This window comes from Vibrio hepatarius (assembly GCF_011806575.1).
In the GTDB taxonomy this organism is placed as follows: domain Bacteria; phylum Pseudomonadota; class Gammaproteobacteria; order Enterobacterales; family Vibrionaceae; genus Vibrio; species Vibrio hepatarius_A.
This window is the reverse complement of sequence record NZ_JAATOO010000012.1, coordinates 80,588-94,057: the sequence shown is the minus strand read 5'-3', so window position 1 is coordinate 94,057 and position 13,470 is coordinate 80,588. Positions and strand designations below refer to the sequence as shown.

At 46.7% G+C, this 13,470-nt stretch carries 11 protein-coding genes; 6 read left to right on the top strand and 5 right to left on the bottom strand.

The annotated features are described in order from the left end of the window. Positions 1 to 52: 52 nt before the first annotated feature. From mazG to eno, 3 genes are all read left to right on the top strand, one after another. Entirely contained in the window at positions 53 to 844 is a 792-nt protein-coding gene (gene mazG / locus HCZ42_RS11555) for a nucleoside triphosphate pyrophosphohydrolase (protein ID WP_167420841.1), read from the top strand. 218 nt (positions 845 to 1,062) lie between these two features. After that, positions 1,063 to 2,703: a CTP synthase gene (locus HCZ42_RS11550; protein WP_167420840.1), complete on the top strand. Its 1,641-nt coding sequence runs from the start codon at positions 1,063 to 1,065 to the stop codon at positions 2,701 to 2,703. Between the two features lie 78 nt (positions 2,704 to 2,781). Next, positions 2,782 to 4,083 (top strand): phosphopyruvate hydratase, encoded by a 1,302-nt coding sequence (eno, locus tag HCZ42_RS11545; RefSeq protein ID WP_167420839.1) that lies wholly within the window; start codon positions 2,782 to 2,784, stop codon positions 4,081 to 4,083. A 319-nt stretch (positions 4,084 to 4,402) separates the two neighbouring features. Here the strand turns inward: eno and HCZ42_RS11540 are convergent, their stop codons facing one another. Then, positions 4,403 to 5,617, bottom strand: coding sequence for a multifunctional CCA addition/repair protein (locus HCZ42_RS11540; protein WP_167420838.1), 1,215 nt, complete (start codon positions 5,615 to 5,617; stop codon positions 4,403 to 4,405). Between the two features lie 89 nt (positions 5,618 to 5,706). Between HCZ42_RS11540 and HCZ42_RS11535 the strand changes: the two genes are divergently transcribed. Both HCZ42_RS11535 and HCZ42_RS11530 read left to right on the top strand, forming a co-directional pair. Beyond that, entirely contained in the window at positions 5,707 to 7,311 is a 1,605-nt protein-coding gene (locus HCZ42_RS11535; protein ID WP_167420837.1) for an ExeA family protein, read from the top strand. Further along, positions 7,311 to 8,048, top strand: coding sequence for a general secretion pathway protein GspB (locus HCZ42_RS11530; protein ID WP_167420836.1), 738 nt, complete (start codon positions 7,311 to 7,313; stop codon positions 8,046 to 8,048). The genes HCZ42_RS11535 and HCZ42_RS11530 overlap by 1 nt, the downstream gene beginning before the upstream one ends. Before the next feature lie 59 nt (positions 8,049 to 8,107). Here HCZ42_RS11530 and HCZ42_RS11525 read toward each other — a convergent pair whose 3' ends face one another. The 3 genes from HCZ42_RS11525 to HCZ42_RS11515 form a co-directional block, all read right to left on the bottom strand. After that, complete coding sequence (locus HCZ42_RS11525; RefSeq protein WP_167420835.1) at positions 8,108 to 8,719, bottom strand: TIGR04211 family SH3 domain-containing protein; 612 nt, start codon at positions 8,717 to 8,719, stop codon at positions 8,108 to 8,110. Between the two features lie 155 nt (positions 8,720 to 8,874). Further along, positions 8,875 to 10,134 carry an inorganic phosphate transporter gene (locus HCZ42_RS11520; protein ID WP_167420834.1) on the bottom strand — a complete coding sequence of 420 codons (1,260 nt, stop codon included), beginning with the start codon at positions 10,132 to 10,134 and terminating at the stop codon, positions 8,875 to 8,877. Positions 10,135 to 10,263: 129 nt separating this feature from the next. Next, complete coding sequence (locus HCZ42_RS11515) at positions 10,264 to 10,944, bottom strand: TIGR00153 family protein (protein ID WP_167420833.1); 681 nt, start codon at positions 10,942 to 10,944, stop codon at positions 10,264 to 10,266. 205 nt (positions 10,945 to 11,149) lie between these two features. Here HCZ42_RS11515 and HCZ42_RS11510 point away from each other — a divergent pair, with 205 nt between their 5' ends. Next, the gene (locus HCZ42_RS11510; protein WP_167420832.1) at positions 11,150 to 12,667 is read left to right on the top strand and encodes a CYTH and CHAD domain-containing protein; all 1,518 of its coding nucleotides are present in this window, start codon (positions 11,150 to 11,152) and stop codon (positions 12,665 to 12,667) included. A gap of 34 nt (positions 12,668 to 12,701) precedes the next feature. Here HCZ42_RS11510 and HCZ42_RS11505 read toward each other — a convergent pair whose 3' ends face one another. Then, positions 12,702 to 13,466: a potassium channel family protein gene (locus HCZ42_RS11505; protein ID WP_167420831.1), complete on the bottom strand. Its 765-nt coding sequence runs from the start codon at positions 13,464 to 13,466 to the stop codon at positions 12,702 to 12,704. Between the last annotated feature and the right edge of the window lie 4 nt (positions 13,467 to 13,470).

Below are 13,470 nucleotides of genomic sequence, written 5' to 3'. Positions count from 1 at the left end.
GAGAAAGGCGAGTGGTGATGCTGCTCGCCTTTTTGTTTTAAAGGAAGAAAAGATGAGTCATCCAATTGAACAGTTAGAACAGATCATGTCCAAGCTGCGAGACCCACAGGGTGGATGCCCTTGGGATATCAAACAGACCTTCGACACGATAGTTCCGCATACGATTGAAGAAACCTATGAAGTGGTCGATGCGATTCAAAACCGAGACTGGCCAAATTTAAGAGAAGAATTAGGTGACTTACTGTTCCAAGTGATTTTTTATAGTCAGATGGCTAAGGAACAAGGCCTGTTCGATTTTTCTCAGGTGGTTGAGACGGTCAACGAGAAACTCACCCGTCGCCATCCGCACGTTTTCTCTGACGTTAAGTTTGAGAGTGACGAGCAAATCAATGCCAACTGGGAAGAGGAAAAAGCCAAAGAAAAGGCCAAGGTAGGAAAAACAGAAGAAAGTATTCTAGACTCAATACCAAACTCTCTGCCTGCACTTTCGCGTGCTACAAAAATCCAGAAAAAGTGTGCCAAGTACGGTTTTGATTGGGACTCTTTAGGTCCTGTGGTCGAGAAAGTTCAAGAAGAGGTTGAAGAAGTGATGGAAGAAGCGCTTCAGGTCAGTCCCGATGAACAGAAAATCGAATTGGAGTTGGGTGATTTGTTGTTTGCTACTGTGAATCTAGCGCGCCATCTGGGTAAAGACCCTGAGGTAGCATTAAGTAAAGCAAATATTAAGTTCTCGAATAGATTCAAACAAGTAGAGCATAAAGTTGCACAATCAGGTCGAGAGTTGACCGATTGTTCGCTACAACAACTTGATAATTATTGGGATGAAGTAAAACGGGAAGAGTAAAATTGCGGAATAAATATACAGAATGACGTTTATGGGGCAAATGTGACCCAGAACATAAAAGCACCGCTTGTTTTCTCTTTACGCACTTTGATTTGAAGCAAAAAATAAAAAAAGACAGTGTGATAGATTTCACGTTGTGGCGGTTAGGGTCTTCTGGTATATTTATCTCCCGTCCAGAAGAATTCCATTTCCCTCATTCAACCAATTTCAGGTTAAACATGACGACAAATTACATTTTTGTTACTGGCGGGGTTGTATCCTCTCTAGGTAAAGGTATTGCAGCAGCATCTCTTGCAGCTATTCTAGAAGCTCGTGGTCTTAAAGTGACTATGATGAAGCTTGACCCTTACATCAACGTTGATCCAGGCACAATGAGCCCAACTCAGCACGGTGAAGTGTTCGTTACGGAAGATGGCGCAGAGACTGACCTAGACCTTGGTCACTACGAGCGTTTTATCCGTACCAAGATGACTAAGCGTAACAACTTTACTGCAGGTCGTGTTTACGCCGACGTACTTCGTAAAGAGCGTCGCGGTGATTACCTAGGTGCAACTATTCAGGTTATTCCTCATATTACTAACTCAATCAAAGACCGCGTAATCGCAGGCTCTGAAGGTCACGATGTGGCTATCGTTGAAGTTGGTGGTACGGTTGGTGATATCGAGTCACTACCATTCATGGAAGCTATCCGTCAGCTAGCAGTGGAACTTGGCCGTGAGCGCGCAATGTTCATGCACCTAACTCTAGTTCCTTACCTAGCGGCAGCGGGCGAAGTAAAAACTAAACCGACTCAGCACTCTGTAAAAGAGCTACTGTCTATCGGTATCCAGCCAGATATTCTAGTTTGTCGTAGCGATCGTATGATCCCAGCGAACGAGCGTAAGAAGATTGCTCTATTCTGTAACGTTCCAGAAAAAGCAGTTATCTCAATGAAGGACGTAGATTCAATCTACAAAATCCCTCAACTAGTTAAAGCTCAAGGTCTAGATGATCTTGTATGTTCACGCTTCGGTATCACAGCACCAGAAGCAGACCTGTCTGAATGGGAACAAGTTATCTACGAAGAAGCTAACCCAACAGGTGAAGTGACTATCGGTATGGTTGGTAAGTACATCGAACTACCAGACGCATACAAGTCAGTGAACGAAGCACTTAAGCACGCAGGCCTTAAGAACCGCCTAAGCGTAAACATCAAGTACGTTGACTCGCAAGACGTTGAGTCAAAAGGTGACGAGATGTTTAAAGGTCTAGACGCTATCTTGGTTCCTGGTGGCTTTGGTGACCGTGGTATTGAAGGCAAGATTCTGGCGGCGAAATACGCACGTGAGAACAACATTCCTTACCTTGGTATCTGTCTAGGCATGCAAGTTGCCCTTATTGAATACGCGCGTAATGTTGCGGGTATGGAAGGTGCACATTCAACAGAATTTAACAAAGAGACCAAGTTCCCTGTAGTAGGCTTGATCACTGAGTGGGTAGATGAAACAGGTAACGTGGAAGAGCGTACTGAGAAGTCTGACCTAGGTGGCACAATGCGTCTTGGTTCTCAGCTATGTCACCTTGAGAAAGGGACTAAAGCACGTGAACTGTACGGTAGCGCTACGATCCATGAGCGTCACCGTCACCGTTACGAAGTGAACAATGTGCTTCGTCCGCAAATTGAAAAAGCAGGTCTTAAAGTGTCAGGCCTATCTGCGGACAAGAAGCTAGTGGAAATGATTGAAAACCCAATTCACCCATGGTTTGTTGCGGCTCAGTTCCACCCTGAATTCACATCGACACCTCGCGATGGTCATCCATTGTTTGCAGGGTTCGTGAAGGCTGCGGGCCAGTACTCACGCGGCGAATTCGAGAAGTAAAAAGGATACGGGCAGTGGCGAGGGTTGTGCTGCTGCCTTTTAAATTTGACATTTATATTTGAACGAGAGGAAACATTAATGTCTAAGATCGTTAAAGTTCTAGGTCGTGAAATCATCGACTCACGTGGTAACCCAACTGTAGAAGCTGAAGTTCACCTAGAAGGCGGTTTCGTTGGTATGGCGGCAGCTCCATCTGGCGCTTCTACTGGTTCTCGCGAAGCTCTTGAGCTACGTGACGGTGACAAAGCACGTTTCCTAGGTAAAGGTGTTCTTAAAGCTGTTGAAGCAGTAAATGGTCCAATCGCTGAAGCTCTAGTTGGTAAAGACGCTAAAGATCAAGCTGCAATCGACGCAGTAATGATCGAACTAGACGGCACTGAAAACAAATCTAAGTTCGGTGCGAACGCTATCCTAGCAGTTTCTCTAGCAAACGCTAAAGCTGCTGCAGCTGCGAAAGGCATGCCTCTATACGAGCACATCGCTGAGCTAAACGGCACTCCAGGTCAATTCTCTATGCCTCTACCAATGATGAACATCATCAACGGTGGTGAGCACGCAGACAACAACGTTGACATCCAAGAGTTCATGATCCAACCAGTTGGCGCTAAAACTCTTAAAGAAGGTCTACGTATCGGTGCAGAAGTATTCCACAACCTAGCTAAAGTTCTTAAGTCTAAAGGCTACAGCACTGCAGTTGGTGACGAAGGTGGTTTCGCTCCTAACCTTAAGTCTAACGCTGAAGCTCTAGAAGTTATCGCAGAAGCTGTTGCTGCTGCTGGTTACGAACTAGGTAAAGACGTTACTCTTGCTATGGACTGTGCAGCATCTGAGTTCTTCGACAAAGAAGCTGGCATCTACAACATGAAGGGCGAAGGTAAGACTTTCTCTTCTGAAGAGTTCAACCACTACCTAGCTGAGCTAGCTAACCAATTCCCAATCGTTTCTATCGAAGATGGTCTAGACGAGTCAGATTGGGATGGCTTCAAGCACCAAACTGAACTACTAGGTGACAAGCTTCAACTAGTAGGTGATGACCTATTCGTTACTAACACTAAGATCCTAGCTGAAGGTATCGAGAAAGGCGTTGCTAACTCTATCCTTATCAAGTTCAACCAAATCGGTTCTCTAACTGAGACTCTAGCTGCAATCAAGATGGCTAAAGACGCAGGTTACACAGCAGTAATCTCTCACCGTTCTGGCGAAACTGAAGATGCAACTATCGCTGACCTAGCGGTAGGTACAGCTGCAGGTCAAATCAAGACTGGTTCTATGAGCCGTTCTGACCGTGTTGCTAAGTACAACCAGCTAATCCGTATCGAGGAAGCTCTTGGTGAGCGCGCTCCTTTCAACGGTCTTAAAGAAGTGAAAGGTCAAGCTTAATTCTTAATGAATTAAACTTGGTTTTGTAACTTTAAAACCCTCGCTACGGCGGGGGTTTTTGTTTATAGGCAGGTATTCAATGCTGGTATTTAAGAGCGTTGAGCCGTCCTGACCGTGTTGCTACCATACCTAAAAGAAAGCAACCAGCTTATCCGTATCAAAGAAGCACTAGGTGAGCGTGCTCCTTTCAACGGTCTTAAAGACGTAAAAGGTCAATAATTTCCCTAGGTTTTAAACTTAGCGAATTATTAACTTAAGCTTTGAAAACACCTCGCTTAGGCGAGGTGTTTTTGTATGCGGGATAGAGCGCCGGGCGACGCTAGTTGGCTTTCGTTATCGCATCAATTCGTCGTTTTTCCATCTCTTCACGTATTGCCGCACCTTTGAAACCCTCTTGTATGATGGTTTGCACCTCGACCGATAACGCCGCCTGATACGCGCGCTCAAAGATCGCTTTCTGAGGGTACTCAATATCCTCATGCCCAGTACGACCACGGCTGTCGGCCATACAGCACAGCAAGATGTCGTTTAACCGTTCTGGCTTACGCCAAACATCAAATTTGTTGAGGATCTTGAGTTTGGTTTCCGGCCTAAGCTCGGCGGCGCGGTGAATGTTAGAGTGCTGCTCACATACCATCAGCGCTAGGTCACGGTACTCGTTAGGGACGCGTACACGTTCGCACAGCGCTTTAATCAGCTTCAGCCCAGTATGACAATGCATCTTATGGCTTGGCCATTCGCTTTGAGGAGTAATGCCTTTACCTAGGTCATGGACTTGCGCGGCAAAGCGAACGGTGAGTGAGTCACTGAGCAGCGCGGCTTGTTTGGCAACTAAAAGAGTGTGCACGCCGGTATCAACTTCTGGGTGCCACGTCTCTGGTTGAGGTACTCCAAACAGTTGGTCAAGTTCAGGTAACACGATTGCTAACGCGTCACATGCTCTGAGAACTTCAATGAAGACTTGTGGGTCTGGCGTCGCGAGCGACTTATGCCACTCTTGCCAAACGCGTTCTGCGGTCAGGTGCGCCAGTTCACCAGACTCAGCGATGCTGCGCATCAACGCCATCGTTTCATCAGCAACGCGGAAACCAAGGTGCGAAAGTTTAGCCGCAAAGCGGGCGACACGTAGCACGCGAAGTGGGTCTTCGACAAACGCCTCAGAGACATGACGAAGAATGCGATGTTCCAGATCTTGTTGCCCATTATAGGGATCGATGAACGTGCCGTCGGGATGCTGAGCGATCGCGTTGATAGTCAGGTCCCGACGCTGGAGGTCTTCTTCAAGCGTTACATCGGGGGCGAAATAGCATTCGAAACCGGTGTAACCTGCACCGACTTTGCGCTCTGTTCTTGCCAGCGCGTGTTCTTGCTTGGTTTCTGGGTGGAGGAAAACCGGAAAGTCTTTGCCTACTGCGACATAGCCTTGTTTGATCAGCTCATCCGGAGTTGCGCCGACAACAACCCAATCTTTGTCATAAACTTCAATATTTAGCAGTTGATCGCGAACTGCGCCGCCAACGAGGTATCTCTGCACTTAACACGCTCTCATTTATCGCTTTAGAATTGGCTATTATTGTTGTTAATGGTACTTTCCTTATCTATAAATTCCCAGAGACGAAATGCATGTATAAGCAACATTTTGGATTCACAGAGCTGCCGTTTTCGATAGTACCTAACTCTCGTTTTCTCTATCAGAGTCCAAGACACAAGGAAGCGATCTTACGCCTTACCGCCGGACTCGGTGACGGTGGTGGTTTCGCGATGTTGACAGGGGAAGTAGGGACTGGGAAAACCACCGTCGCGCGCGCCATGTTGAGCGCGTTGGACAACAATGTACATGCAGGATTAATCCTCAACCCGACCTTTTCCAATTTAGAGTTGCTTGAAGCGATGTGCGATGAATTCGGCTTGGAGTATCAAGCAGACTCGTCGCTTAAACAGCTAAACCACGTCATCCATGAGTTTCTCCTCAGAAATCACGCTAATGGCATTCAGACCTTATTGGTGATTGATGAAGCGCAGCATTTGTCCGCTGAAGTGCTTGAGCAATTAAGACTGCTGACCAACCTTGAAACAGAAAGCCAGAAGCTACTTAAAGTGCTGTTGATAGGTCAACCTGAGCTGCAGCACAAATTGAAAATGCCGCAACTAAGGCAGCTCGCACAGCGAATTACGGGTCGTTATCACCTCCTGCCCCTCGAAGCATCGGAAACGGCGAATTACATCCGCTTCAGACTCGAACTGGCTGGTGGAGATAAACAGTTATTCAATGCCAAAGCGCTGAAACTCATCGCTCAGCAAACCTCTGGCATTCCCCGCTTAATCAACTTAGTGTGTGATGCCGCGCTGAAGCACGCTTATGGTTTGGGTGAGAATCCACCTAAGTTTTCCAGTGTTCAAGCGGCATGTTATGAGGTGATGAGTTTTCAGGCGAACTTCCAACCGGTCAAGTCACGCAGTGCGAAGCCAGTGTATCTCACTTATACGGCTGCGGCGGTTGTCGGTGCACTGCTCGCAGTGGGCAGCTATCTCTATACCCCTAGATTGATTGAGCCCGCGATGGCGGAGTGGGGCGAGCTGAATTATCCTGTGCAACCTGCGGAGGTCATCGAGAAAGAAGTCTTCCCTGAGTTTCTCGCCCAGCAATTGTCTTTAGCGAGTGACTTTGAAGCCGGGATTGGGGACTTGTATAAAGTATGGGGATTTAAGCCTTCAATGCTCGATAAGCTTTGCTTACAGGAGAACGAAGGCGCATTTAGCTGTGATTCGTTGAGCGGTGATATTCAAACCTTGAGAGCTGCCAATACGCCAGTACTGCTGACTTTAGAGCATGGGGGCGTGAAAAGCTTTGCGGTGCTGTACCGTCTAAATAATCAAGTCGCACAGCTGTTGATTGGTGATAAGAATATCGAGTTGCCACTGGCACGCTTAGACCAGCTTTGGAACGGTGAATACCATCGAATCTGGCGTCGATACTGGCAACAGACTCTCAAAGTCGGTATGAGCGGAGAAGCTATCGCTTTATTGGATGACCGATTATCCCAGGTACTCGGGCAGCCGAATAGCGGCAATAACGTCTATGACCAAGCGCTGAAAGATAAAGTTAAAGCGTTTCAGCGTTGGCAAGGATTGACAGTCGACGGGATTGCAGGAAAGAAAACCCTGCAACGCTTAGAAGAAGTCGCTCAAGTCGATGCACCGACACTGCAAATGGCGGAGGGAATCTAATGTCAAAAGTACTCAAAGCATTAGCGCACTCAGAGCAAGGCTATCAAGCGGCGTCACTTTCTTCGCCTTACCCGGTTTCTCAGCAAGCGAATACACAGCCTCGCGTCAGCAAGTCCTCAATCATATTTCTCTTCTTCGCACCGGCAATAGTGGCGAGTGCGGTGAGCACGTTCCAGATCTATCAATCTAAAATCGACGGTTGGAAAGCCAATCAGCAAGCGGAAACCATTACCGTTGATGTGCCCTTTGTGTACAACGTTAAAGCCTATCCGAGCTTTAGAACGTTGCAAGCCACTTATGAACTGGAAAGCGCCTTAAACCAAGAACTGCCAGTTGTGGCTGCGTCAGAAACGCCACTTACACAGCAGCAACCGACCGCCCAAACCAGCAAAGAGCCTTTGTTCAATGATATTGACTTGTCTCAGCTTTCACCTGAACTCGCGTTACGTGTAGAGGCGGCGTTAGGAGCGTCAGATACGGTTGATGAGGTGAGTGCGTCAAACTTGTCTAATGACGCGGTTAAGTGGCGCGGTAAGCTGCCTGCGATGAACTTTGAAACTCACGTCTATTCCAGTAATCCCAGCAAGCGCTGGGTGAAGGTCAATGGTAACGAATACATAGAAGGTGATTGGATTACCGATCGCGTGCGCTTGGTGAAGATAGAGCAGCAGAGTTGCCAGATCAGTTTCAACGGTGAAACGATACAAGTCCCAGCTTTGTATGAGTGGAAAGGTTAAGCAATAAAAATAAAAAAAGGTCGCCAACTGACGACCTTTTTAATATCGATGTGGGGCGTTTATGCCCAGCCGTTTGGAGAGCGACGTCTGCGCGGCACAATGTGCGGTAGGATAAGACCGAGTAGCAAACCAATACCCGCGACACCACCACCGTACATAAAGTACTTCAGCAATAGGTCGTCTTTTTGCGTGTCTAATTTTGCACGTAGGTTACGAACCTCTGCTTGTGCTTCGGACAGCTTTTTACTCATATCGCTGTAACCTTCTTCCATTTCTGAAATCTGACGGTTACGTGTCTCTAGAGAGTCGACTAGACCAGCTTTCTCTTGGTCAGAGATCGCGCGCGCATTTGCAAGCTTGTCTTTCGTTTCAGCCAGCTCTTTCTCAAGACGAGGGAAACGCGTTGCCATGCTTTCTTGGCGTGTTACGAAGCGGCTTTCAACCCAGCCTTTACGGCCTCGCTCATCTTGAACTTGGCTGTAGCCTGTCTCTTTATTGCTTGAAAGCAGTTTAACTTTATCGCCGGCGTCAACACTGCCGATAATACGATATTGAGCGCTTGGGCCAGAGTGCATGTAAGTAAATAACTTATCAGCAATGTAGCGGTCTTGAGCAAATGCAGCCGGGACGACAAACAATGAAGCCAAAACCAAGCAAACCAGTCTTTTCACGGTAAATCCTTTAACAGTTTTATTGTCTATATCTCGCTAACGCCAAATAGTAAGAATTTTCACGAGTCACTGCAACAAAGAAGGGAGGCAAAGCCTCCCTTTATGCGGTTTTGAGTCAATACTAACAGTGCTCTTACAAATTACTGACGTATTGATTAGGCAAATGACGCCTGAATTGCATAGAAGAATACCACCGCAAGTAGTGCACCAGCAGGTAGCGTTACTACCCAAGATGCCACGATGTTACGTACTACGCCAAGGTTCAGTGCTGCGATACCACGTGCGAAACCAACACCTAATACAGCACCAACCAATGTTTGTGTGGTTGAAATTGGCAGACCAGTACCTGATGCCAATACCACAGTACACGCTGTTGCTAGCTGAGCAGCGAAACCACGGCTAGGCGTTAGTTCTGTGATACCAGTACCAACTGTTGCCATTACTTTATGACCAAGTGTCGCAAGACCAACCACGATACCAAAACCACCTAGCGGAAGAATCCACCACGCAATCGTGCTTTTCGTTGTGATTTCACCCATGTGCTCAACAGTAGATACGACCGCAGAAAGTGGACCAATCGCGTTGGCTACATCGTTTGAACCGTGTGCGAATGCCATCGCACAAGCAGTAATAACCATCAGCACGCTAAAGATGCCTTCAACGCCAGCAAAACCGTGGTCGTCTTCGCGGCTAGCGAATTTCTTCTGGATGTATAAGTAACCACCCACCATTACGATGCCCGATACCACTGCAGAAGCCATCCACGCTTCACCGTTGCTGAGGTGTAGACCAACGTGTTTTAGGCCTTTCTTGATTGTTACTAGCGCGATAACCATAGTGGTGATGAACATGTACACAGGTACAAAACGTTTCGCGTTAATCAGTGGTTTTTCAGTATCAAAGATCAGTCGTTGTGCGCTGACAAAGATAACGTAAGCAAAGAAACCTGAGATAACTGGAGTAATGATCCAGCTACCAACGATGCCTTGAACTGAACCCCAGTCAACCGCTTCTGTACCCACAGACACACACGCAAAACCGATGATCGCACCGATGATTGAGTGAGTTGTTGATACTGGCCAGCCCATGTATGAGGCAAGCAATAGCCACGTACCCGCAGCAAGTAGAGCAGACATCATGCCGTAGACAAGCACGTCAGGTTGAGATGCAAATAGTGATGTTTCGATTACACCTTTACGGATAGTGTCGGTTACTTCACCGCCTGCAAGATATGCACCCGCAAATTCAAAAATCATCGCGATGATGATGGCTTGTTTCACGGTTAGCGCTTTTGAACCTACTGATGTACCCATCGCATTGGCAACGTCATTCGCGCCGATACCGATAGCCATCAAAAAGCCAAAAAGAGCTGCAACAATAATCAGGACAGTGCCGTAGTTCGCAAGGATATCCATCGTAATACCTAGTTGTTGATAACAAGCGGAGCAAATTAGGCACGAAAAAGCCCCTTCGGCGCTTGAGTTATTTATCGCCTAACAGGGGAGTGCAGTTAAAATGCTCTTCGTTATTTGGTTAACTTAAATTTATGAGCGAGACAACATTAGCTCTAGACGCGCACCAACACGTTGCGCCTGATCAGCAATGCCACCTACCCACTCTAAAATTTTGTAAAGGAACATGACATCGATAGGATTCATACCTTCCTCAATCGCCATCAGTTGTTGACGGAGTTGGATTTGCATCGCATCAGTGTCGTCCTCGATTACATCCAGTTGGTGGATCATCTCAGCCACAAGTGTTACTTCACGGCCTTTAAATCCAGTCTCCAGTAACTCATCGAGTTCATTGATAACTTTTTGCGCTTGGTTAGCGGCGTCAAGACAACGCTTAACGTAAGCGATAAAGTTTTCTTGAAGTGGTTCAGGAATGGTCAATTGACGGCCGTAGACACGACCAGCAATATCTTTTGCTAGGTTTGCCAGTTTGTCTTGCTGTGTCAGTAGCTCCAACATGTCGCTACGGTCTACAGGCATAAACAAACCGCGAGGAAGTTTAAGGCGAATTTCGCGCTTTAGAACGTCGGCTTCTTTCTCTAAGTGAGAAATTTGCGCACGAATTTCAGATGCTTTTTCCCAATCACCCTTTGAACTGACTTCAAAGAAGTTGATTAAGTGAGAGCAACATTCGTTCACACACACAACGTGGCGTTGCAAAGGCTTTATAGGGGACTTTGCAAATAACCCCATAATTGTATTTACTGGCATGGTCATTCAACCTAATTAATATAACCTAAAAATAACATACACCAATCTATGGCGAAATGTTGAACGATGGCTATAAAGGCGCGCATGTTAACGCATTAAATCACTCATTAAAACTGTTTTAGATCATCATTCCAACGATATTTCTTTCTTGCCGTGTAGGAAAATTGGCAATATCCTGTTCCTATCTGCTTTGGAAGGTACAACTATGGAAACCGAGATAGAACTGAAGTTTTTTGTTTCTCCTGAATTTTCAGATATTTTAAGAGAGAAAATTGCTCAGGAAAAGGTACTTCAGCACAGTTGTCGTGAGTTAGGAAACACTTACTTCGATACTCCCGATAATTGGTTGCGCCAGCACGACATTGGCTTGCGTATCCGCCGATTTGATGATGTTTACGTGCAAACAGTGAAAACAGCAGGACGTGTCGTTGCCGGGCTTCATCAAAGACCAGAATACAACGCTGAGCATACTGGCAATGAGCCAGAACTCACACTTCACCCAACCGATATCTGGCCAAGCGGCAAAGATATCGAGACCCTGCAAAACGAGCTTACTCCTCTTTTCTCTACCAACTTCACCCGTGAACAATGGCTAATCGGCATGGCCGATGGCAGCCAAGTTGAAGTAGCGTTCGACCAAGGTAAAGTGATCGCCGGAGAAAAAGAAGACCCAATCTGTGAGGTGGAACTAGAACTGAAATCTGGCCAGACGGATGCTCTATTTACGCTCGCGCGTAGCTTCTCCGAGTATGGTGGTATGCGTCTTGGCAACTTAAGCAAAGCGGCCAAAGGTTATCGTCTGGCGATGGACTACCAAGGCGATGAAGTGCAAGAAATGACGCTGGTTGCCACCGACAAGAACGATACGGTTGAGTCTTGCTTCATTAACTCGTTAGAGCACGCGTTGTCTCACTGGCATTACCATGAACAGATTTATGCCGAAAGAGAGTCGATTGACGCACTGCATGAAATCAAAAACTCGGTCAGTTTTATTCGCCAAATCTTAACCGTCTACGGTTCGGTTGTGCCTCGTCGTGCAAGTGCTATCTTGCGACAAGAGCTGAAATGGCTAGAGCAAAGCTTAGAGTGGTTGAAGCAGTACGACTACATCGAAGACTTACTCGACGATAAAGGCCACGCGCTGCGTAAATTGGATGCTCGCAAATTCCTTATCGCCGAGCTGAAACAAGAGCAAGAGTCGCTGCCTACGCGAGAAGAACTGCTAGAGCAGATTCATTCTTCTCGCTACACCGGACTATTGTTGGATTTAAGTCGTTGGATCTTGACTCGCGGCTGGCAGCCTTTCCTCGACGAAAAAGCGCGCGAGAAAATGGCGCTCAACATCGAGCATTTCTCGATTGAACAACTGGATAGAACGTGGGCAGAGCTGATGGAAGTTTTTCCACCAGAGCGCGCACTAACCAGCCAAGACTATATCGACCAGCAATATCACCTGATGCGTAACTTGTATACCGGTGTGAGCTTTGCCAGCATCTTCGATGCAGATGAGCGACTGAGTTTCCGACTTCCTTGGAGTGACCTGCTGCATGGCATTGACGATTTGCTCAAGCTAAAAACACTACATAAACAGGTTGAAAAGCTAGAAGGCGAAGAGAAAGAACAGCTCGAACGCTGGCTATCTCGTCAGGAGAGTTCCATTCTTCATGCGATGGAGCAAACCCGCGTGATATGTATCGAAGCCGAGCCTTATTGGCGCGACTAGAAAGAGTTAAAAAGGGAGCATAACGCTCCCTTTTTTACCGCTTATTGGTTGGCTCAGATCGTTTTTCCAGCTCATCTAAACGCTTCAAGATTAAATCTTGTTTATCCAGTAGCTCTCGAATCATGTGTTCTTTGCGTTCAGAGCGTTCATTCTGCATAGATGTCGGAGAGGTTAGAAAAGAAGTAACCAAACCTGAAATCATACCAAACACCCCCACACCACAGACGATAAGCGCTGCAGCCAAAATTTTACCCGCATCGGTCACTGGATAATGGTCGCCGTATCCGACGGTTGAAATGGTCACCAACGCCCACCACAAGGCGTCAGCGCCATTTTGAATATTGGCATCAGGCGATTTGCTCTCGATAAACAACATCATGCTCGAACCAAGAAAAAGCAGCATCACCAATAAGAAAATAATCGAAGCAAATGTCGCTTCACGGCGGTTGTTGAGCAACTGACGATATAGATTTCGGCTGGAATGTATACCAAAAATGACGCGCAATATTTGCACTAAACGGGCATAACGCAATGGCTCAATCATCGGAATACTGGCAATGAAGTCGATCCAATGTACTTTGATAAATTGCACTCTATCACTCGAACGAATGAGATCTATACCCAGTTGTAGTATGAAAATACTACAGATTATAAAGTCTAAGCCGATAAAAACTTGACGAGTTTCTGGTCGTAATGGAAAAAACAACAAGCCTGAAATCACAAATAGCGCCATAAATGACAGGATTAGTGACAGTAGGCTCATCGGTTTGGTGTCGTCTTTGGTATCATCTTTTTTCATACGA

Excerpts from the sequence above, each read along its gene's own strand:
- HCZ42_RS11535 (WP_167420837.1), top strand. The coding sequence starts at position 5,707 with ATGTATAAGCAACATTTTGGATTCACAGAGCTGCCGTTTTCGATAGTA.
- HCZ42_RS11520 (WP_167420834.1), bottom strand. The coding sequence starts at position 10,134 with ATGGATATCCTTGCGAACTACGGCACTGTCCTGATTATTGTTGCAGCT.
- HCZ42_RS11550 (WP_167420840.1), top strand. The coding sequence starts at position 1,063 with ATGACGACAAATTACATTTTTGTTACTGGCGGGGTTGTATCCTCTCTA.
- HCZ42_RS11510 (WP_167420832.1), top strand. The coding sequence starts at position 11,150 with ATGGAAACCGAGATAGAACTGAAGTTTTTTGTTTCTCCTGAATTTTCA.
- HCZ42_RS11505 (WP_167420831.1), bottom strand. The coding sequence starts at position 13,466 with ATGAAAAAAGATGATACCAAAGACGACACCAAACCGATGAGCCTACTG.
- mazG (WP_167420841.1), top strand. The coding sequence starts at position 53 with ATGAGTCATCCAATTGAACAGTTAGAACAGATCATGTCCAAGCTGCGA.
- HCZ42_RS11530 (WP_167420836.1), top strand. The coding sequence starts at position 7,311 with ATGTCAAAAGTACTCAAAGCATTAGCGCACTCAGAGCAAGGCTATCAA.
- HCZ42_RS11515 (WP_167420833.1), bottom strand. The coding sequence starts at position 10,944 with ATGCCAGTAAATACAATTATGGGGTTATTTGCAAAGTCCCCTATAAAG.
- eno (WP_167420839.1), top strand. The coding sequence starts at position 2,782 with ATGTCTAAGATCGTTAAAGTTCTAGGTCGTGAAATCATCGACTCACGT.